Source organism: Pseudomonas sp. WS 5532 (assembly GCF_012985445.1).
Classification (GTDB): Bacteria; Pseudomonadota; Gammaproteobacteria; order Pseudomonadales; family Pseudomonadaceae; genus Aquipseudomonas; species Aquipseudomonas edaphica.
Window position 1 is genome coordinate 148,345 of the sequence record NZ_JAAQWK010000007.1, and the last position, 20,491, is coordinate 168,835.

The 20,491-nt window shown below is 61.9% G+C and carries 19 protein-coding genes and 1 pseudogene; 17 read left to right on the top strand and 3 right to left on the bottom strand.

Translation table 11 applies throughout. The annotated features are described in order from the left end of the window. Nucleotides 1–284 precede the first annotated feature (284 nt). Genes HBO23_RS14320 through HBO23_RS14330 form a run of 3 tightly spaced genes read left to right on the top strand, consistent with a single transcriptional unit; the run spans nucleotide 285 to nucleotide 4,334 of the window. Nucleotides 285–743 carry a (2Fe-2S)-binding protein gene (locus tag HBO23_RS14320; RefSeq protein WP_017137716.1) on the top strand — a complete coding sequence of 153 codons (459 nt, stop codon included), beginning with the start codon at nucleotides 285–287 and terminating at the stop codon, nucleotides 741–743. After that, nucleotides 743–2,980: a molybdopterin cofactor-binding domain-containing protein gene (locus HBO23_RS14325; protein ID WP_017137715.1), complete on the top strand. Its 2,238-nt coding sequence runs from the start codon at nucleotides 743–745 to the stop codon at nucleotides 2,978–2,980. Before HBO23_RS14320 ends, HBO23_RS14325 begins: the two co-directional genes overlap by 1 nt. 16 nt (nucleotides 2,981–2,996) lie before the next feature. Continuing rightward, nucleotides 2,997–4,334, top strand: coding sequence for a cytochrome c (locus tag HBO23_RS14330; RefSeq protein WP_170038611.1), 1,338 nt, complete (start codon nucleotides 2,997–2,999; stop codon nucleotides 4,332–4,334). A 146-nt stretch (nucleotides 4,335–4,480) separates the two neighbouring features. On the opposite strand, the gene HBO23_RS14335 is transcribed toward HBO23_RS14330, so the two are convergent. Continuing rightward, on the bottom strand, nucleotides 4,481–4,843 hold the full coding sequence (locus tag HBO23_RS14335) for a hypothetical protein (protein ID WP_170038613.1): 363 nt from the start codon (nucleotides 4,841–4,843) through the stop codon (nucleotides 4,481–4,483). Between the two features lie 2 nt (nucleotides 4,844–4,845). Then, nucleotides 4,846–5,762 (bottom strand): annotated as a pseudogene (locus HBO23_RS14340) (hypothetical protein). Nucleotides 5,763–6,381: 619 nt separating this feature from the next. Here HBO23_RS14340 and HBO23_RS14345 point away from each other — a divergent pair. The 11 genes from HBO23_RS14345 to HBO23_RS14395 all read left to right on the top strand — a co-directional run bounded on the left by HBO23_RS14345 (nucleotide 6,382) and on the right by HBO23_RS14395 (nucleotide 16,790). Further along, the gene (locus HBO23_RS14345; protein WP_099547742.1) at nucleotides 6,382–6,684 is read left to right on the top strand and encodes a hypothetical protein; all 303 of its coding nucleotides are present in this window, start codon (nucleotides 6,382–6,384) and stop codon (nucleotides 6,682–6,684) included. A 281-nt stretch (nucleotides 6,685–6,965) separates the two neighbouring features. Then, nucleotides 6,966–7,979, top strand: coding sequence for an iron ABC transporter substrate-binding protein (locus HBO23_RS14350; RefSeq protein WP_017137711.1), 1,014 nt, complete (start codon nucleotides 6,966–6,968; stop codon nucleotides 7,977–7,979). Between the two features lie 63 nt (nucleotides 7,980–8,042). Next, nucleotides 8,043–9,572, top strand: a complete 1,530-nt coding sequence (locus HBO23_RS14355; protein ID WP_017137710.1) for an iron ABC transporter permease — start codon at nucleotides 8,043–8,045, stop codon at nucleotides 9,570–9,572. Beyond that, nucleotides 9,569–10,636 carry an ABC transporter ATP-binding protein gene (locus tag HBO23_RS14360; protein WP_170038615.1) on the top strand — a complete coding sequence of 356 codons (1,068 nt, stop codon included), beginning with the start codon at nucleotides 9,569–9,571 and terminating at the stop codon, nucleotides 10,634–10,636. The genes HBO23_RS14355 and HBO23_RS14360 overlap by 4 nt, the downstream gene beginning before the upstream one ends. A 61-nt stretch (nucleotides 10,637–10,697) precedes the next feature. Then, nucleotides 10,698–11,462: a membrane protein gene (locus HBO23_RS14365; protein WP_017137708.1), complete on the top strand. Its 765-nt coding sequence runs from the start codon at nucleotides 10,698–10,700 to the stop codon at nucleotides 11,460–11,462. A 23-nt stretch (nucleotides 11,463–11,485) separates the two neighbouring features. Continuing rightward, nucleotides 11,486–11,908, top strand: a complete 423-nt coding sequence (locus HBO23_RS14370) for a hypothetical protein (protein ID WP_170038617.1) — start codon at nucleotides 11,486–11,488, stop codon at nucleotides 11,906–11,908. An 82-nt stretch (nucleotides 11,909–11,990) separates the two neighbouring features. Beyond that, nucleotides 11,991–12,656, top strand: coding sequence for a response regulator transcription factor (locus HBO23_RS14375; RefSeq protein ID WP_017137706.1), 666 nt, complete (start codon nucleotides 11,991–11,993; stop codon nucleotides 12,654–12,656). Continuing rightward, a complete protein-coding gene (locus HBO23_RS14380; protein WP_170038619.1) occupies nucleotides 12,632–13,978 on the top strand; it encodes an ATP-binding protein in 1,347 nt (448 codons plus the stop codon). The genes HBO23_RS14375 and HBO23_RS14380 overlap by 25 nt, the downstream gene beginning before the upstream one ends. 83 nt (nucleotides 13,979–14,061) lie before the next feature. Beyond that, on the top strand, nucleotides 14,062–15,009 hold the full coding sequence (locus tag HBO23_RS14385; protein WP_170038621.1) for an ornithine cyclodeaminase family protein: 948 nt from the start codon (nucleotides 14,062–14,064) through the stop codon (nucleotides 15,007–15,009). A gap of 21 nt (nucleotides 15,010–15,030) precedes the next feature. Then, complete coding sequence (locus HBO23_RS14390) at nucleotides 15,031–16,164, top strand: FAD-binding oxidoreductase (RefSeq protein WP_170038623.1); 1,134 nt, start codon at nucleotides 15,031–15,033, stop codon at nucleotides 16,162–16,164. Further along, the gene (locus HBO23_RS14395; RefSeq protein WP_017137702.1) at nucleotides 16,164–16,790 is read left to right on the top strand and encodes a PAS domain-containing protein; all 627 of its coding nucleotides are present in this window, start codon (nucleotides 16,164–16,166) and stop codon (nucleotides 16,788–16,790) included. Before HBO23_RS14390 ends, HBO23_RS14395 begins: the two co-directional genes overlap by 1 nt. A gap of 140 nt (nucleotides 16,791–16,930) precedes the next feature. Here the strand turns inward: HBO23_RS14395 and HBO23_RS14400 are convergent, their stop codons facing one another. Next, nucleotides 16,931–17,707 (bottom strand): ABC transporter substrate-binding protein, encoded by a 777-nt coding sequence (locus tag HBO23_RS14400; RefSeq protein WP_138450004.1) that lies wholly within the window; start codon nucleotides 17,705–17,707, stop codon nucleotides 16,931–16,933. Between the two features lie 387 nt (nucleotides 17,708–18,094). Here HBO23_RS14400 and HBO23_RS14405 point away from each other — a divergent pair, with 387 nt between their 5' ends. From HBO23_RS14405 to HBO23_RS14415, 3 genes are all read left to right on the top strand, one after another. Beyond that, nucleotides 18,095–18,844 carry a response regulator gene (locus HBO23_RS14405; RefSeq protein ID WP_138450006.1) on the top strand — a complete coding sequence of 250 codons (750 nt, stop codon included), beginning with the start codon at nucleotides 18,095–18,097 and terminating at the stop codon, nucleotides 18,842–18,844. Beyond that, nucleotides 18,841–19,902, top strand: a complete 1,062-nt coding sequence (locus HBO23_RS14410) for an ATP-binding protein (protein ID WP_017137699.1) — start codon at nucleotides 18,841–18,843, stop codon at nucleotides 19,900–19,902. Before HBO23_RS14405 ends, HBO23_RS14410 begins: the two co-directional genes overlap by 4 nt. Nucleotides 19,903–20,122: 220 nt before the next feature. Next, on the top strand, nucleotides 20,123–20,428 hold the full coding sequence (locus tag HBO23_RS14415; protein WP_169987176.1) for a hypothetical protein: 306 nt from the start codon (nucleotides 20,123–20,125) through the stop codon (nucleotides 20,426–20,428). The last annotated feature ends 63 nt before the right edge of the window (nucleotides 20,429–20,491 follow it).

Consider the following 20,491-nt stretch of genomic DNA (forward strand, 5'->3'; position numbering starts at 1 on the left):
CACGCGCCGCAAAGGAATGCCGCCCTGGACGCTCCGCGTCCCGCTTCTGACGCCGTGACGCAGAGCGTCACAGGATGCGTTACCACGCGGAGCGTGGGAGCGATCAAGCTGCCGGTAGTGCATTCCTGCGAAATACTTGCCTGATCCTCCGACTTATCGACTGGCGGATAGATAGCCCTTGCGCCGTGGTCTAGAGTGCAACGATGGGCCACAAGTCCCACTCTTCTTATAAGGGCTCAAAAGAGCTCAGCACCACCAACCGATGATCAGCAGGTGAACCCGCCATGGAATTACGTATCAACCAAAAGACCTACCAGGTCGATGCCGACGCCGACACGCCGCTGCTGTGGGTGATCCGCGACGACCTCGGCATGACCGGCACCAAGTACGGTTGCGGCCTGGCCCAGTGCGGCGCCTGTTCGGTACTGGTGGACGGTAATGTGGTGCGCTCTTGCGTTACCCCGGTGGCAGGTGTGGTCGGCCGCGAGGTCACGACCATCGAGGCCATTGAGGACGATGCGGTGGGCAAGCACGTGGTCGCCGCCTGGGTCGAGCATCAGGTGGCGCAATGCGGCTATTGCCAGTCCGGGCAGGTGATGGCGGCCACGGCGCTGCTCAAGCACACCCCCGCGCCGACGGTCGCGCAAATCGATGCCGCGATGGTCAACCTGTGCCGCTGCGGCACCTATAACGCCATCCACACCGCCATGCAGGATTTGGCCCAGCAGAAGGAGCGCGCATGATGAATACGCGCAACGAACTGCTTGATGTGGCCCTGGGCGACCCGGTCAACCTGTCACGCCGGCGCTTTCTGGCCAGCACCGCCGTGGGCGCGCTGGTGATTGGTTTCGGCCTGCCGCTGGGTGGCGGCCGCGCCTTCGCGGCCACCGCCAACCCTGCGGAGCGCGGCACGCAGGTGCCGGCGTTTCTCGAGATTCGCCCAGACGGCACGGTGCGCCTGCTCAGCCCCTTTATGGAAGGCGGCCAAGGCACCCACACCGCCATGGCGCAAATTGTTGGTGAAGAATTGGACGCCGACCCTGCCACCTTTGTCGTCGAAGCCGCGCCACCGGGCGATGCCTATGTGGTGATGGAAAACGGCATGCGCATCACCGGCGGCAGCATGTCGGTGCGCATGAGTTACCCGGTAATGCGCCGCCTGGGCGCCCTGGCCCGCGCCATGCTGTTGCAGGCCGGCGCCGAGCAACTGGGCGTGCCGGTCGCGCAACTGACCACCACCCCCGGCCGCGTGGTACACGCCGCCTCGGGCCGCTCGCTGGGCTACGGTGAACTCGCCAGCCGCGCCCTCGACATGCCGGTGCCTGACCCGTCCACCATCACCCTGCGCGACCCGAGCCAGTTCCGCTGGATCGGCAAGCCGGTCAAACGCCTGGATGCCTACGACAAATCCACCGGCAAGGCGCAATACAGCATCGACCTCAAGGTCGACGGCATGCTCCACGCCGCCGTGCAGCATGCGCCGCGCCTGGGCATGACCGTGGGCAGCCTGCGCAATCAGGCGCAAGTTGAGGCCATGAAAGGCGTGCACTCGGTGCATCAACTGCCTGGCGCCGTGGCCGTGGTGGCCGAGCGCTGGTGGCACGCCAAGCGTGCAGTAGAAGCTATTCAGGTCGAATGGCTGGAAGCCGCCGCTGACTCTACAGTGCGCGCCATGCCGGCGGATTTTTCCAGCGACAAATACCGTGACTTCCTCGCCGCCCAGCAAGGCCCGGCCCGCGACGAAGAAAACGAAGGCGACGTCAACGCCACGCTGGCAAACGCCAAGACCAAGGTCGAAGCCACCTACCACAACCAGTACGTCAACCACGCCCAACTGGAGCCGCCATCGGCCCTGGCGCGCTATAACCCGGACGGCACGCTGGAAGTCTGGCTGCCCAACCAGGCGCCAGACATGTTCCGCGCCGACATCGCCAAGCGCACCGGGCTGGATGTGTCAAAGATCACCTTGCATTCGCCGTTGCTGGGCGGCTTTTTCGGTCGGCATTTCCTGTACGACTCAGCCAACCCGTACCCGCAGGCCGTCGCATTGGCCAAGGCTGTGGGACGCCCGGTCAAGCTGATCTGGAGCCGCGAAGAAGAGTTCCTGCGCGATGTGCTGCGCCCGGTCGCGGTGGTCAAGTTCCGCGCGGCGCTGGATGACAAAGGCTTGCCGGTGGCCATCGAAGCCGTGAGCGCCACCGAAGGCCCATCCGAAGCCATCGCCGGCAAACAGGGCGACAAAATCGACCCGACGGCTCTTGAAGGGTTGTCAGGCAAGTCCTACGCGATTCCCAACAAACGCATCGCCCAGATCTACGTCAAAGGCCCGGCCATGCTCGGCTACTGGCGCTCGGTGGGCAACTCGCTGAATGACTTTTTCTACGAAGCCTTCCTCGATGAACTGGCTGACAAAGGCGGCCATGACCCGTATGAGTTGCGCCTGCACCTGCTGCGCGACAACAAACGCCTGACCACGTTGCTGCAAGCGGTGGGCGAGTTGTCCGGTGGCTGGAAACGTGGCCCGTATACCGCAGAAGACGGCAGCCGGCGTGCCCGTGGGGTGGCCATGGCCTCGCCATTTGGCTCGCATGCGGCGGTGGTTGCCGAAGTGTCGATCGAAAACGGCCAGGTCAAGGTGCATAACATCTGGGAAGCCATCGACCCTGGCAGCATCGTCAACCCGGCGATCATCGAGGCCCAGGTCAACGGCGCCGTAGCGTTGGGCTTGTCACAAACGTTGGTGGAAGAAGCGGTGTACGTGGACGGTAAACCACGGGCGCGCAACTACGACCTTTACCCGATCCTGCCACCCTCGCGGATGGCCAAGGTGCACGTAAAGATCGTCGAGAGCGGCGAAAAGATGGGCGGTATCGGCGAGCCGCCGCTACCCGCAGTGGCGCCTGCCGTGGCCAATGCGGTGGCGCACTTGACCGGCCAGCGCATCCGCAGCCTGCCCCTGAGCCGATACACCTTCGCCTGACCGACAAGGAACGCCTATGAACAACCAACGATTGGCTAGAACCGCTGGCTGGCTGGTGCTGGCCGGCGCAGTCGCCGCCGGCCTGCTGGCCTGGTACGTCACCCGTCAACCTGCTTCGCCGTTTGAACAGGCCAACGCCACGGCTGACCCGACACTGGTCAGCCGTGGCGAATACGTCGCCCGCGTCAGTGATTGCGTGGCCTGCCACAGCCTGCCGGGCAAAGCGCCGTTTGCCGGCGGCCTGGAGATGGCCACCCCGCTGGGCGCCATTCATGCCACCAACATCACGCCAGACAAGAACGTCGGCATCGGCACCTACAGCCTGGCCGACTTCGACCGCGCCGTGCGCCACGGCGTGGCACCGGGCGGGCGACGGCTCTACCCGGCCATGCCCTACCCGTCCTACGTGAAACTCAGCGACGACGACATGCGTGCGCTGTATGCGTTTTTTATGCAAGGCGTGCAACCGGCCAGCGAGCCGAACATTCCCAGCAGCATCCCGTGGCCACTGAACATGCGCTGGCCCATCGCACTGTGGAACGGCGTGTTCGCGCCGACTAAAACCTATGCCGCCAAACCCGAGCAGGACGCGTTGTGGAACCGTGGCGCCTATATCGTCCAAGGCCCCGGCCACTGCGGCAGTTGCCACACGCCGCGTGGGCTGGCGTTTAACGAGAAGGCATTTGACGAGTCCGGCGCGCCATTCCTCGCCGGTGCCTTGCTCGACGGCTGGTACGCACCCAGCCTGCGCCAGGACCACAACACCGGTTTGGGCCGCTGGAGCGAGCCGGAGATTGTGCAGTTCCTCAAGACCGGGCGTAATAAACACGCAGTGGTGTATGGCTCGATGACCGAGGCGTTTAACAACTCCACGCAGTTCATGCAGGACGACGACCTGGCCGCCATTGCGCGTTACCTCAAATCACTGCCGGGCGACCCGCAGCGTGACGGTTCACCGTGGCAGTACCAGACGGCAGCGCTCGACACGAGCGCACCGGGTGCCCACACCTATGCCACCCGCTGCGCCTCCTGCCATGGCCTGGACGGCAAAGGCCAGCCGGAGTGGATGCCACCGTTGGCCGGTGCTACCTCAGCCTTGGCCAAGGAAGGTGCCTCGGCGATCAACATCACCCTCAATGGCTCGCAACGCATCGTGACCGCCGGTATGCCGGACGCGTACCGCATGCCGGCATTCCGCGAGCAATTGTCCGACCAGGAAATCGCCCAGGTGTTGAGCTACGTGCGCGGTACATGGGGCAACAACGGCGGCGCGGTGGAGGCTGCGGCGGTGAACAAGCTGCGTGGGCATACCGACCCGGCCAGTAGTAGCCCGATTATCCTGCATATGCGCTAACAGATCGTTCCCACGCTCCCGCGTGGGAATGCAGCCCGTGACGCTCCGCGTCGCACCTGCGCAAAACTTGAATGTTGTGGGCGGGACGCGGAGCGTCCCAGGCTGCGTTCCCACGCAGAGCGCGGGAACGATCTGATGGCCGCAGGCTACCAGCCATACAAGATGGACCAGAGGATACAGCCAGCAAACCATACCATCCCAAAATGATACGGCCACACCGCCCAACGCTTGAGGGACAGGGGGACGGCCGCCACCTCTGCCTCGGTCACCTCGCCTCTTTTAATGTGAAATTTAGGCATGCCCAACAGGTCACTGATCACGAGCATGCGATGAAACCTGTCGATGTGCTTGTTTCTGCCCCAAAACCGTTTGTTGGCGCAGACCACCTCGTTTTCGCTGAAGTAGCTTTCCAGGGCTTCGAGCTTTGTGCACTCGGCGTAGAAAGTGAGTCCGCCAAAAACGAACGTCGCTATGGATAGAATGATTGCAAGGATGAGTTGAAAATCCATGCTTATGCGCCCTCTGGCTGAAAGATCAGATCACCGTCGATCTCTTCGATTTGCCCGCCCAGAAACGCACCGAAATCGCCAACTACATTGCCTACTGCAAACCCTCCCGCAGCGCCGCCGATCACTGCGCAAGCCAGGTCACCGTTTCCTTTAGCCACGACGCCCAAAAAAACCTTGCAGCCGAGACGGGCTATTTTCGCGCCCGCCTTCCCTCCGCCATAAGCGCCCCCTACGCCACCCACCAACTTCCCCGTTTCCACATACTTCGCCCGCCGACACTGCGCCTCGCGTCCCTCCACACACGCCTCCTTGATCTCCAACCCTGCCACGCCCACGTCCAGTGCCAAGCCCACATAGGTGCCCATCCCCAATCACTTCGAGGTCTGCGCAATGCTCCGCATCCGCTGCGCATACCCGGCAATCTCACCCTTGTGCAGATAGCTTTTGGTTGAAACCCCCAATATCTTTTCAGCGCCTGATTACCTCGCAACCCCGTGCCAAATCGCGCCGCGCCTTGCAACTGGGTATCCAGCAGCCCAAACAGCGCCTGGCGCTGGCGCAAAAAAGCCTCACGCTCCAAGCCTGCGGTTTTCAGGCGCTGGTGCAGCCGCTCAATCTCTTCCAGCGTCTGCGCCACTTCGTCCAGATGCCGCGCCCACGCCGATGTTGAGCTGCCCACTCCCAACGAGCCGTACCCGAGAAGACTTTGCAGCAGGTCATAGTTGTTGACCACTTGGGTGGCGGCGCGCGCGTCCAGCTCCCGACCGATTGCCTCGGCATGGCGCACAAGCCAGGCCTCTTACAGCGAGCAGATCACGCTGTAGGGATCGGCACGCTGCCGTCCCGGGGCATGACCCATCAACTGGTTTTTCAAGCTGATGTAGTCCGTGAGGCGGTCGTTGATATAGCCCTGCGCCATGCTTCGTATCCCTGAATGCAATGAAGATGGCGTTGGAATATAAGCAGGCGAACAGGGCTCGGACACAAGGTCGGGAAGGCTGAGTGATATTTGGGAAGTTGCCTACATCACTAGAAATTAACGCCTACAAAAATGGCCGGACTTGATAGATCGTTCCCACGCTCCCGCGTGGGAATGCAGCCCGTGACGCTCCGCGTCGCACCTGCGCAAAACTTGAATGTTGTGGGCGGGACGCGGAGCGTCCCAGGCTGCGTTCCTTTGCTGCGCGTGGGAACGATCTGTGGCGAGATTAGTGGCATTTGGTCATGATTTTTAAAGGGCCAGCAGGGCGCGTCCCTTTAAATTGCAGGACGTTTCCTAGACAATCCTTGCCGCCTTGTGCCTGTTGGAATCGATGGCTAGTCTGCGATCCGTCACTGCTTATCAGTGATCGGGTTTAGTCGCTCGGTATTCCAAAAGGTGCATGGCCCTCCATGAGGTTTTATGGTGGCTGTGCGCAGGGCGCCCTCGGGTGCGCCGGTTTTTACCTTTTGGTCCGGTCGACTAACCTGCGTACAGCCGCCACCCTACGTTTAGTCGCGAACGGTTCGGCTCCTTGAATCCAAAAGGTAGCTAAACAATGAAAAAAGTCGTCCCCGACCCACCCCGCAACACCACCAAAGACCGCGCCGCCTTCAACCGCGCCATCGACCATTACCTACCCTCCAACGGCGTTAAAATCGAAGACCTGAGCTTCGAAGACGCCCTGCTCTACACCGCCAGCTTGCTCGACAGTGCTTCAGCTACCGCACTCAATTGCGGTGATCTGCTGGCCAGTCCCCAGCGCGCGAAGATTCTGGCGGTGTGGCATTTGCTGGAGATGGCCAAGACCACCGTGGACCGATCCATCGAGTGCCTTAAACCCACAGCCCCGCCTGCCTGAACACAATAAAAACGGTGGGAGCTGGCTTGCTCGCGAATGCGGTGGGTCAGACCCAGAGATGCTGACTGAACCACTGCATCCGCGAGCAAGCCAGCTCCCACATTTGACCTGCGTCATTTAATAGGCCTCATCACATTTGTTAACCGTTTATTTGACGTTTTTTTCTCATCTGCGCCTCTACATTCGCCGCGCCTCAATATGCAAATGATTCCTATTGGTCTAGTCTCAGTCGACCCCTCACGGGCTTCCCGTGCCTACATAAAAACCGGAGCATTCAACGTATGGCTTCCCGTCTACCGTCTTTCCTCACTAAAGCCCTGCTCGCCACTGCATTGGTTGGCGCCGGGCAAGTGTATGCCGCCGAAACCGCCGGCATCGTGGTGTACAACGCCCAGCACGAAAGCCTGACCAAGGCCTGGGTTGAGGGCTTCACCGAGGAAACCGGGATTCCGGTAACCATCCGCAATGGCGACGACACCGAGATGGGCAACCAGCTCGTGCAGGAAGGTGCAGCCTCACCGGCCGACGTGTTCCTCACCGAAAACTCCCCGGCCATGGTGCTGGTGGACAACGCCGGGCTGTTCGCGCCAGTAGCGCCGAGCACGTTGGAACAAGTGGACGCCGCCTACCGCCCCGCCCACGGCAAGTGGCTGGGCATCGCCGCACGTTCGACGGTGTTCGTTTACAACCCGAGCAAACTCAAAGAAGCCGAGCTGCCAAAGTCCCTGCTGGACCTGGCCTCGCCAAGCTGGAAAGGCCGCTGGGCTGCCTCACCGGCCGGTGCCGACTTCCAGGCTATCGTCGCCGCCGTGCTGGAACTCAAAGGCGAAGCCGCCACCCTCGACTGGCTCAAGGCGATGAAAGCCAACGCGAGCATCTACCGTGGCAACAGCGCGGTGCTTAAAGCCGTCAACGCCGGCCAGGTCGACAGCGGCGTTATTTATCACTACTACAGCTTTGTCGACCAATCCAAGACCGGCGAAAACAGCAAAAACACCCAATTGCACTACTTCAAACACCAGGATCCAGGCGCCTTTGTGAGCATCTCCGGCGCCGGTGTATTGGCCTCCAGCAAGCATAAGGAAGAAGCCCAGGCCTTCTTGAAGTGGATCACCGGCAAAGACGGCCAGGCGATCCTCAAGGACGGCAACTCGTTCGAATACGCCGTGGGCCAGGGCGCACAGTCCAACCCCAAGCTGACACCGCTAGCCCAGCTGGACGCGCCGAAAGTGGACGCCTCCAAGCTCAACAGCAAAAAGGCCGTCGAACTGATGACCCAAGCCGGACTGCTCTGATTGCTGCCTGAACCTTTAGCTCCCGCCTTAACGCAGGCGCAACCGCGTAAACGCGCCCACGGTTTGTTTAAAAGCCGTGGGGGCACGTGGGTCACCAGTTTGTCAGTAGTGGTGTCGCTGCTGGCGCTGCTGCCCATTGCGTTTGTGATCGGCGTGTCCTGGCAAATCGGCTGGGCGCAGATTGAAGCGTTGGTGTGGCGTCCGCGTGTGGGTGAACTGCTGGTCAACACCGTGTTGCTGGTGGTGTTCACCCTGCCCTTGTGCGTGGTGCTGGGCATTGCGCTGGCGTGGCTGACCGAGCGCACCAACCTGCCAGGGCGCCGTGTGTGGTCGCTGCTGGCGGTTGCGCCGCTGGCGGTGCCGGCGTTTGTGCACAGTTACGCCTGGGTCAGCCTGGTGCCGTCGATGCATGGTTTGCCGGCCGGCGTGCTGGTCTCGGTGATTGCCTATTTCCCGTTTTTGTACTTGCCGGTGGCGGCGACCTTGCGCCGGCTCGACCCTGCCATTGAAGACGTGGCCGAGTCCCTGGGCCTCAAGCCCTGGGCGGTATTTTTTCGCGTGGTGCTGCCGCAGTTGCGCCTGGCGATCTGCGGCGGCGCACTGCTGGTAGGCCTGCATTTACTCGCCGAATACGGCTTGTACGCGATGATTCGTTTCGATACGTTCACCACCGCGATTTTCGATCAGTTCAAATCCACCTTTAACGGCCCTGCCGCCAATATGCTTGCGGCGGTGCTGGCGCTGTGTTGTTTGGCGATGCTCACGGCGGAATCCGCTGCACGCGGGCATGCGCGTTATGCGCGGGTCGGCTCCGGCAGCGCACGCGAGCAACGTATTGTGAGCCTGCGCACGCGCACCACGCTGCTCGCCCTTGGCCTGCAAGGGCTGACCTGCGCGCTGGCCCTGGGTGTGCCGTTGATCACCCTGGGCAAGTGGCTGATCGCCGGTGGCCGTGAGGTCTGGCAGTTCAACGAACTGCTGCCCGCGCTGGAGCAGACCGTGCTACTGGGCGTGGCCGGTGCCGTGCTGACCACCTGTGCGGCGGTGCCGATTGCGTGGCTGTCGATTCGGGCGCCAGGGCGTTTACAGCGCATCCTGGAAAGCTGCAACTACATCACCAGTTCGTTGCCCGGCATTGTGGTGGCGCTGGCCTTGGTCACAGTGACCATTCATTTCGCCCGGCCGATCTACCAGACCACCATCACCGTGCTGCTCGCCTATTTGCTGATGTTCCTGCCACGGGCGCTGGTGAGCCTGCGCGCGGGTATCGCCCAGGCGCCGGTAGAACTGGAAAACATGGCGCGCAGCCTCGGCCGTTCGCCGGGCCGCGCCCTGTGGCTGATCACTTTGCGGCTGGCCGCGCCTGCTGCGGCTGCGGGTGCGGCGCTGGTGTTCCTGGCGATCACCAACGAGCTGACCGCCACCTTGCTGCTGGCGCCTAACGGCACGCGCACCCTGGCCACCGGTTTCTGGGCGCTGACCAGCGAAATCGACTACGCCGCTGCCGCGCCTTACGCGCTGATCATGATCCTGTTGTCACTGCCGTTAACCGGCCTTCTCTACCATCAATCCAAACGCACGGCAGGCCGATGAACGCCCTCGAACTCCACGCCCTCTGCAAGACCTTCGGCACCCAGCGTGCCCTGGCGGACGTCTCCCTGGCGGTGCCCACCGGCAGCCGCACAGTGATCGTCGGGCCTTCGGGCTCGGGCAAGACCACCCTGCTGCGCATGATCGCCGGCTTTGAATTCCCCGACACCGGCAGCCTCACGCTCAACGGCCAGGTATTGGTCGACGCCACCCATGCGGTGCCGGCCCACCAGCGCCAGATCGGCTATGTACCGCAGGATGGCGCGCTGTTCCCGCACATGACGGTGGCCGACAATATCGGCTTTGGCCTGGCCACCCAAGGTGAAGCCCGGCACACGCGCATCGCCGAACTGATGGACAGCGTGGCCCTCGACGCCAACATGGCCCGGCGCTGGCCCCATGAACTGTCTGGCGGCCAGCAGCAACGCGTGGCACTCGCCCGGGCCTTGGCCCAGCAACCCCGGTTGATGTTGCTGGATGAACCGTTTTCCGCGCTGGACACCGGCCTGCGCTCGGCCATGCGCAAAATGGTCGCGCGCCTGCTGAGCGACGCGGGCATCACCACGATCCTGGTCACCCATGATCAAAGTGAAGCGCTGTCGTTTGCCGACCAATTGGCAGTGATGCGCCAGGGGCGCCTGGTGCAGGCGGGCCACCCGATGGACCTGTACCAATACCCGGTCGATGAGCAAACCGCGTTGTTCCTCGGCGAAGCGGTGGTGATGCCCGCCCGTGTTGAAGCTGGCTGGGCGCATTGCGGGCTAGGCCGTGTGCCGGTGGACAGTACGGCGGACCACGCAGCAACGCGGATCATGCTGCGCCCGGAGCAATTGCAGCTGAGTACCACCGACCTGTCGGGCTGCCGTGGTGTCGTGACCGAGCGCGAATTCGGCGGCAATACCTGCACGTTGACCGTGGTGTTGCAGCCTGCCGAGGATGAACCGGGCCAGGCGATTCTGGTGCGCAGTTCCGGCCTGCAAGCCCCGCCCACCGGCAGTGTGGTGCACCTCACGACACTCGGCACGGCGCATGTATTGAAAAAAACCCAGGCCCTCAGTCTCAGCTAAGTGTCGGGGCTTACCTTCTCCCCTGCGCCAACCACTGCGCAGTCAAGGAGAGGTAACCCCGATGAATGCCACAGCAGCCCGTTGGCTGAACAAAGTACCCGAGGTGACGCTGTCATTCTGGGTGATCAAGATACTGTCCACCACCGTGGGCGAAACCGGCGCGGATTACCTCGCCGTGGATGCAGGCTTCGGCGCCGGCTGGACCAGCTTCGGCATGGCCGCTTTGCTGGGGCTCGCGTTGTTCTGCCAACTGCGCACCAAGGCCTACACGCCCTGGATCTACTGGCTGACGGTGGTGCTGGTGAGCATTGTCGGCACACAGATCACCGATATCCTCACCGATAAGCTCGACGTCAGCCTGTACACCAGTACGGCGATTTTTTCGGTGCTGCTCGCGCTTAACTTCATCGTCTGGTATCGCACCGAGCGCAGCCTGTCGATCCGCGACATCGTGACCCCACGGCGCGAGTGGTTCTACTGGACCACCGTGCTGTGCACCTTCGCTTTAGGCACCGCCGCCGGTGACCTGGCCACCGAAGCCCTGGGCCTGGGCTTTACCCTCGGCGCGGTGATTTTCGCCGGTTTAATCGGCGTGACACTGCTGGCCTGGCGCCTGGGCGTCAACAGCGTGCTGACCTTCTGGATCGCCTACATCCTCACCCGCCCGTTCGGCGCCTCCCTCGGCGACCTGCTCACCCAAGCCAAGACGTACGGCGGCCTGGGCATGGGCGCCAGTTGGACCAGCGCGCTGTTCTTGTGCGTGATCGTGTTGCTGGTGGCCGTGGCGCAAATCAGCATCGGCAGCCGTAAAACCCTCATTCAATAAACTCTCACTCCAAGGAAACTGCCATGAGCAAAATTCGCAATGTGATCCGCCACGCCGCCATTGTTTCAGCGATTTTCATGCTGGGCATCGCCACCGGTTGTTCCAAGCCAGCTGACAAACCTGCCAGCGCGGTCAACCCCACCAGCAGCCAGCGCCATATGTCGCAACTGGGTGATCTGTCGGCGTTTCGTAACATCGCGGTAGACGTTTCCGGTCTTGTCGCCAAGAACGACCTGGCAGGTGCCAAAGCCCGCATCAAAGACCTGGAAACCAGCTGGGACAGCGCTGAAGCCGGGATCAAGCCACGTGCCGCCAACGACTGGCACGTGCTCGACAAAGCCATCGACCGCGCCCTCTCGGCCCTGCGTGACGGCAACCCGAACCAGGCAGAGTGCAAAGCCTCGATGGACGACCTGCTCAAGACCTTCGACCTGATGAAAGGCTGATATCGGACAAATGCCTGCCCAGGTGCTTCAATACACACGCGGCGATCACCTCGCCGCGCGTGCTTTTTGTGCGGAGAGACTTATGCGAATACTGCTGGTCGAGGACGACCCGATGATTGGCGATGCGATCCAGCGTGCGCTCAGCGACGCGAGCTATGCCGCTGACTGGGTCAAGAATGGCCTCACCGCCCTCGCCGCCCTCGACACCCATCCCTATGACCTGGTGCTGCTCGACCTTGGCCTGCCTGGCAAGGATGGCCTCGACGTGCTGGACACGATTCGCGCACGCAACAACCCCGTGCCCTTGCTGATCATCACCGCCCGCGACAGCCTCGACGACCGCCTGCGGGGCCTTGACGGCGGCGCCGATGATTACTTGCTCAAGCCCTTCGATATCCCGGAACTGCTCGCACGCATGCGTGCGGTATTACGCCGCAAAGGCGGCAGCGCTCAATCGTTGCTGGGCAATGGCGTGGTGACGCTGAACCTGCTCACCAAGCAAGCCAGTACGCAAGAACAGCATGAGGTCGCCCTTTCCAGTCGCGAATTTGCGCTGCTGCAAGCGCTGTTGATTCGTCCCGGCGCCATCCTTTCGCGCAGCGAGTTGGAAGACCGCTTGTATGGCTGGGGCAATGAGGTGGAAAGCAACGCCATCGAATTCCTGATTCACGCCTTGCGGCGCAAATTGGGCACTCACGTGATCAAGAACGTCAGGGGCATGGGATGGATGGTTTCAAAAAACGTCTGAGCGAGTCAGTGCAACTGCGCCTGTCGGTGGCGTTATCCCTCGCTATTTTGCTGGTGGCCTTGGTGGCCAGCGTGTTCGCCTTTGTCTCGGCGTTTGAAGAAACCCACGAACAGCAGGACGCCACCTTGCGCCAGGTGGCGATGCTGTATGACCGCCAGCACATGACCCTGCAATACCCACAAGGCCCGGCGCTTAAAGGCGATGACGAAGAAACCCGGGTGATCATCCAGCACCTGAGTGACAGCCCAAGGGCCACGGGCACCACGGATGAAGCCTTGCCTTTGCCGTTTCCGGCCAGCCTCGCCGATGGCCTGTCCACCGTCGCCATGGTCGGCGAAAATTTTCGCGTGCTGGTGCACACCACCGCCCGTGGTGAACGCATCGCCGTGGCCCAGGAATCCGATGCCCGCGACAAGGACGCCCGCGAAAGCGCCTGGCGCAGTTTGTTGCCGTTCCTGATTCTGTTTCCGGTGTTGTTACTGGTGGTCGGCGACTTGGTGCGCAAGTTGTTTCGCCCCATTGGCGTGCTTGCCGCAGAGATCGACCAACGGGCCGAGCAGGAACTGCACCCGATTGAAGAGCAGCACCTGCCCAGCGAAGTACGCCCGTTTGTGGTCGCGATCAATCGCCTGCTGGCACGCGTCGGGCAGTCCATGGACAGCCAACGGCGCTTTGTCGCCGATGCCGCCCATGAACTGCGTTCACCGATGACCGCCCTGGCGCTGCAAGCCGACCGGCTGGCCGCCACCGAGCTATCGCCCGTCAGCCGCGAGCGGTTTGAGCCGCTGTCACGCGGCATTCAACGCGGGCGCAAACTGATTGATCAATTGCTGAGCCTCGCGGCGGCGCAGTCGGCGTCTGAGCGGGCGCAAACCACACTGTCGGTGCATACCGTGTACCGCCAGATACTGGAAGATTTGCTGCCGTTGGCCGAGAGCAAACAGATCGATATCGGCGTTGAAAGCACCCAGGATGTGCAGGTGAGGTTCAACGAATTGGACCTGTTTACGCTGGTGAAAAACCTGGTGGATAACGCCATTCGCTATACCCCGCCGGGTGGGCGTATCGACCTGTCGGTTGCGCTGACTGCCGACGGCGCTCAACTGCAAATCAAAGATTCCGGCCCCGGCATTACGCTAGAGGAACAGGCGCGCGTGTTCGATCCGTTCTATCGCAGCCTGGGCACCGACGAGGCCGGCTCCGGGCTTGGACTCTCGATCGTCAAGGTGATTGCCGATCGCACAGGCGCACGGGTGCAACTCGCGTTTACTGACGCCATTGCGCAACGGGGCTTGTGTGTCACGGTGTGGCTGGCGAAGTAACGTGCAGTTTTTTCTGACGTGGATATTGCCCAACAGAACTAAAAGTCCATAATAGACAAATTAGTTTATCTGCGGAGATTGCCATGTCCAGCACGCCCCTTGTCATGAATCAGGCCCAGGCCCGTGAATTGCTCACCCAGGTCGATGTGCCCCACATTCTGCACAAGCTGTTCCGCGACCTGGCGGCCGGGCTGGCGGTGCAGCCGGCGCAACAGTTGGTGGAGTTCCCGCACGGGGCCGGCGACTTTATCAACTACCTGGGCGTGCTGGCCGACGAGGGTGTGTATGGGGTCAAGACGTCGCCCTACATCGTGCGCGAGCAAGGCCCGCTGGTGACGGCCTGGACGTTGTTGATGTCGATGCACAGCGGCCAGCCGCTGATGCTGTGTGATGCGGCCGAGCTGACCACCGCGCGCACCGCTGCCACCACTGCATTGGCGGTGGACGTGCTGGCGCCTGCTGCCGCGCGGCGCCTGGCGATTATCGGCAGTGGCAAGGTGGCGCAAGCGCACCTGCACTACGTGCGCAACCTGCGCGACTGGCAGCAGATTCGCCTGTATTCACCGAGCCTGGGCCACGCCAGCGTCGACACCCTCGCCCACCTCAAAGGCCTGGACCCGCGCCTGACCCTGGCCGACAGCTGTGACAGCGCCGTGGAAGACGCCGATGTGATCCTGCTGTGTACCTCATCGGCCGGCCCGGTGCTCGACCCGGCGCGTTTGCGTAAGCCAGCGCTGATCACCTCCATCAGCACCAATGCGCCACGCGCCCATGAAGTGCCACCCGCCAGCCTGCACGCCATGCATGTGTTCTGCGACTATCGCCAGACCACGCCGGGCGCGGCCGGTGAGATGCTGATCGCCGCCGAGCAACACGCTTGGGACAAGCGCGCCGTGATCGGCGACCTGCCGGAGTTGCTCAGTGATATGGCGCAGCGCCCGGACTATGACCGCCACGTGTTTTTCCGCTCGATCGGCCTGGGCCTGGAAGACGTCGCACTGGCCAATGCCCTGTACCAAACCCAGCGCTAACCATTGTTTAAGGAGATGTTTATGAGCCATGCAAACTTCATCATCATCGGCGGCGGCATTGCCGGTGCATCCACCGGGTTCTGGTTGTCGCAGCATGGCAAAGTATTGGTGCTGGAGCGAGAAAGCCACCCGGCCTATCACTCCACCGGGCGCTCGGCGGCGCTCTACACCGCGGCTTATGGCACACCGCAAGTGCGCGCGTTGACCCTGGCCAGCCGTGCATTTTTTGATAACCCGCCGGCAGGCTTCTGTGAGCACCCGTTGCTGACGCCACGCGGGGAGATCACCGTGGATTTCAGCGGCGACCCGGCGGAACTGGAGCGTCAATACCAGAGCGCCAAGGCCACGGTGGCGCAGGTGGAACGGCTGAGTGTCGATGAGGCGTGCGCACGCTTGCCGATTTTGCGTCGTGAAAAAGTCCACGGCGCCATCTTCGACCCGACCGCCAGCGACATCGACACCGATGCCCTGCACCAGGGCTATTTGCGCGGTATCCGCCGCCACCACGGCGAAGTGCGTACCGACAGCCCGGTACTGGGCCTGAGCCGTGACGCCGACGGCCTGTGGCAGGTGCGCACCCAGGACGCGACCTACACCGCGCCGATCATCATCAACGCTGCCGGTGCCTGGGCCGATCAGATCGGCGGCCTCGCTGGCGCGGCGTCCATCGGCCTGCAGCCCAAACGGCGCTCGGCGTTTATCTTCGCCGGGCCAGAGGGTGTCGACACGCATGGGTGGCCGATGCTGGTGGCCCTCGACGAAGCCTTTTACATGAAGCCTGACGCGGGCATGTTCCTCGGCTCACCGGCCAACGCCGACCCGGTCGAACCCCAGGATGTACAGCCCGAAGAGCTGGACATTGCCATGGGCATTTACCAGATCGAAGAAGCCACCACCTTGACCATCCGCCGTCCGACCCGCACCTGGGCCGGGCTGCGCAGTTTTGTGCCTGATGGTGATTTGCTCGCGGGCTTCGACCCGCAAGTGCCGGGGCTGTTCTGGGTCGCGGCGCAGGGCGGTTATGGCATCCAGACCTCACCGGCCATGGGCCAGGCCAGCGCGGCGCTGGTACGCGGCGCACCGTTGCCGGAGCCGCTGACGCGGTTTGGCCTGGACGCTGGTATGCTCTCGCCCGTCCGCCTGGAGCCGCATTGATGAGCATTGCTGAACAAGAAAACGTTGTGCAGAACTTTCGGGCGATCGCCGATGCGATCGCCACGCTGTTCTTTCCCCACGCCGAAGTGGTGCTGCATGACTTGCGCACGCAAAAGGTCGATTACATCGCCAACAACCTGTCGAAACGCGCCATTGGTGACGACTCCTCCCTGGAGGACATGCTCAGCGATGACATCCGCGAAGTGAATATCGGCCCGTACGAAAAGCTCAACTGGGATGGTCAGAAAATCCGCAGCCTGAGCACGGTGCTGCATGACCACAAAGGTCGTCGGCTGGCAGTGCTGTGCATCAACCTGAATATCTCGTTGTTCGAAAACGCCAAGGCGGCGCTGGACCTGTTCCTGTCACCGAGCAAGCTGATCCCACAGCCGGATTCACTGTTTCGTGATGACTGGCAGGAGCGCATCAACACCTTCTTGCATGCCTGGATGCGTGAACGTCAGTTGAGCCTGAACCTGCTGACCCGCGACCATAAGCGTGAGCTGGTGCTGGCATTGCATGCCGAGGGCGCGTTCAAGGGCAAGAGCGCGTCGAACTACGTGGCGAATGTGCTGGGGATGGGCCGGGCGACGGTGTACAAGCACCTTAAGGAATTGAAGGGCTGAACGATCATTCATCAACTGTGGGAGCTGGCTTGCCTGCGATGGCATCAACTCGGTATTCCTGATGTACCGAGGTGTCTGCATCGCAGGCAAGCCAGCTCCCACATGTGACCGAGTATGGCTCTACTGTTGCTGTTTCACGCTCAGTCGCCGTAGATATCGGACTTGAAATACTGCTGTGAAATCTTCTGATACTCGCCATTCGCGCGGATGCCGTCGATGGCCGTATTCAGCTCACTGACCAGTTCGGTATTGCCCTTGCGCACTGCGATCCCGGCGCCCTCGCCCACGTATTTGGGGTCCTTGAGTTCCGGCCCGACGAAGGCGTAGCCCTTGCCGCGTGGCATCGACAAAAAGTCACTCAACGGGATGGTGTCGGCAAAAATCGCATCCAGGCGCCCCGCCGCCAAATCCATGTAGATCTCTTCGTTATTGCTGTAGCGCTTGACGTTGATGCCCTTGGGCTCGAACACCTCGGTGGCATAGCGGTCGGTGGTGGTGGCGCGCTGCACGCCAATGGTCTTGCCCTTGAGGCTGGCGTACTGGTCATCCACCACCGCGCCGTCCTTCATCACCAGGCGCGAGGAAGTGAAGTAATACTTGTGGGTGAAATCCACCGATTTCTTGCGGTCTTCGTTGATGGTCATGGATGACAGGGCCAGGTCGATTTTCTTCACTTTAAGCGAAGGGATCAGGCCGTCGAATTCACCTTCCACCCACACGCACTTGACCTTCATCTGCGCGCACAAGGCGTTACCGATGTCGTAGTCGAACCCGACGATCTTGCCGTCCTGGGTCTTGGAGGCGAACGGTGGGTAGGCCGCCTCAATGCCGATACGCAAGGTTTTCTCAGCGGCCAGCACATGGCTTGAAGCAAACAGGCCCAGGGCCAGTGCAGCGATCAGCGCGGGTTTCTTCATGGTCGTTATCTCGCAAGTTGTTGTTGGTTTGGCAAGCGTGAAGAAAGAGAGGCATAGGCTTTTTGTACTTATAATTCCATATTGGACTTTTAGGTATTATCCGTCAATCCATCCCGCCTCCTACGCGCTCGGGCACAAATTAGTGCCCGCCTCCATCGTTTCTCCACAAAACCTCCCATGAATGCGCACGTTGGTTGCGCACACTTGCGTTCACCGTTGCGTAGATTTACCAGGAGAACACGATGATTCCTGCTCTGGAGGTCAGCACCCTCACCCAGAAGCTATGATCACTACTGGCAAACGTGGCCATGGACCGGCAGCCACGATAAGGCAGATAAGCACGAGCGCAGGGATGCACAGGCTCGCCGCGTATTCACCGAGCAGACCATGACTGATTTCCCCGTTGCATCGATGCCCCGCCCGGACTGTGTCAGAGAACCCCAGGCCCTCGTGCTGATTGCCGAAGATGAGCCGCAAATCGCCGACATTCTGGAGGCTTACCTCAAACGCAGCGGCTTTCGCACCGCCCACGCGCGTGACGGCCAACAGGCGCTGGACATGCACCTGGCGCTCAAGCCGGAGCTGATGTTGCTGGACGTGCTGATGCCCCACGTGGATGGCTGGCAAGTGCTCGCGCAAGTGCGCCAACGCGGCCATACGCCGGTGATCATGCTGACCGCGCAAGACCAGGACATGGACAAGCTCATGGGCCTGCGCATCGGCGCCGACGACTATATCGTCAAGCCGTTCAACCCCGCCGAAGTGGTGGCGCGCACCCAGGCGGTACTGCGCCGCTCCATCGCTTATCGCGACCGCGCCTGCCCCACGGTGCTGCGGGTGGACGCGTTTGAAATTGACCTGGAAAGCTACGAAGCCACGGTGACGCTGGTCGGCCGCCGAGTGCCGCTGGCCTTGACCGTCACCGAATTCAGGCTGCTGGCGCAACTGGCCAAGGCACCGAAACGGGTGTTCACCCGCGCCGAGCTGTTGGCCCAGTGTTCACCGGAAAGCGACAGCCTGGAGCGCACGGTCGACAGCCATATCAGCAAACTGCGGCGCAAGCTCGAAGACCTCGGCGTGCAGGGTGTGCCCACCAGTATCCGTGGCGTCGGCTATCGGTTCGGGAGCATGGTGTGAAAGGGCTCAATGGCCTGAGCCGCCAGATCATCTTGTCGATGTGCGCCGTGGTGCTGTGCGTGATCGCCCTGGCGGTGATCGGCTCGTATATTTTTTACGCATTGCTGTGGACCTACTGGCCGCTCACCGACGCCGAAGTGGATGCCTGGCTGCCGGCCAAGGCTGAATGGGTGTGGATGGGCCTGACCACGTGCGTGAGCCTGGCGGTGGGCTCGATTGTGGCGCTGAAACTGTCGCGGCGAATCCTGATGCCGCTTAACTCCGTGGCCGAGAACCTGCGCAAACTGGCCGACGGCGACCTGGACGTACAGGCCGTTGCCGGTGACCAGTCGATCGGCGAAGCGGCGATCCTGGTCAATGACTTCAACAGCATGGCCAAACGCTTGCAGCGCATGGCGCAGGAGCAAGCGTTCTGGAATGCCGCCATTGCGCATGAACTGCGCACACCCCTGACTATTCTGCGCGGGCGCCTGCAAGGGTTGGCCGAGGGTGTATTCGAACCCGACACCGCGCAGTTCTATAGCCTGCTGGGCCAGGTCGAAGGCTTGACGCGCTTGATCGAGGATTTGCGCGTGGTGGGCCTGGCCGACAGTGGCTACCTGGAACTCAACCTGCAAGAAGCCGACCTGGCGACAGGCATCGAAGACGATGTACGGTTGTTCGAACCGAGCCTGGTGGCCGCAGGTTTTGTGCTGCAACTGGACCTGCAACGCCGCACGATGCGCTGCGACCCGGCGCGCATTCGCCAGGCCTTGCTGGCCCTGCTGGATAACATTCGGCGGCACGCGACACCGGGCAATGTCATCGTCCACCTGAGCACCCGCGACGGCTTCAACTACCTGCGCGTGCGCGATGACGGCCCCGGCATCGACGAAGGTTTTGCCGCGCGCCTGTTTGACGCCTTCCAACGCGGTGAAAACTCCCGCTCACGCGCCCAGGGCGGCAGTGGCCTGGGCCTGGCCGTGGTGCGCGCTATCGCCCTCGCCCATGGCGGCGCAGTGACCTGCCGCCGCATGGAAAACGGCGGCACGCTGTTTGAACTCAGTTGGCACGTTTGATTGAGCGAGGCACGGCGATGCGTATGTTTTTTTCGGTGTTTAAGCGCCCGCCCCGTTATCGGCACTTTGCTTTATTGGACGCAAAGCAGGTGTGTATTGCGTTTAAAAGCTGCCGCACAAAACCTGTCGGCGAGCATTGGATAGAAGTCGAACGGGTCAACCTGTCTTGGCTGGGAACCACGCTCCCAGGCTGCGCGCGTACCGTTGAGGGAGGGTAAACATGAGCAATGACATTTCCCGACTCGAAGCCTCGTTAAGGCTGCACACGGCCCGTTTGAAAAGGTTGCAGCGTTTCTGGGTGCCGCTGCAACGGCGTGCCCCGAAGTGGGTGCTGGGGTTGTGGATTGCAGGCATCTTCATATCGCTGGCCACCCAATGTTACGAGCACTGGCTGGTGACCGCACCGATGATCTGCGCATTGATCGTGGTGGAGATTATCGTCGATGAGCGGCAAATGACGCTGTTATTGCGCGTCGACCAGATGCGTGACCTGCTCAGAGAAGCACGCAACCGCTATCTGTGTTGATAAGCGCAAGTTGCTGGCGAGCCCTTGCGCAATCATCGTAGTCAATTTTGATCAGCAGATTCT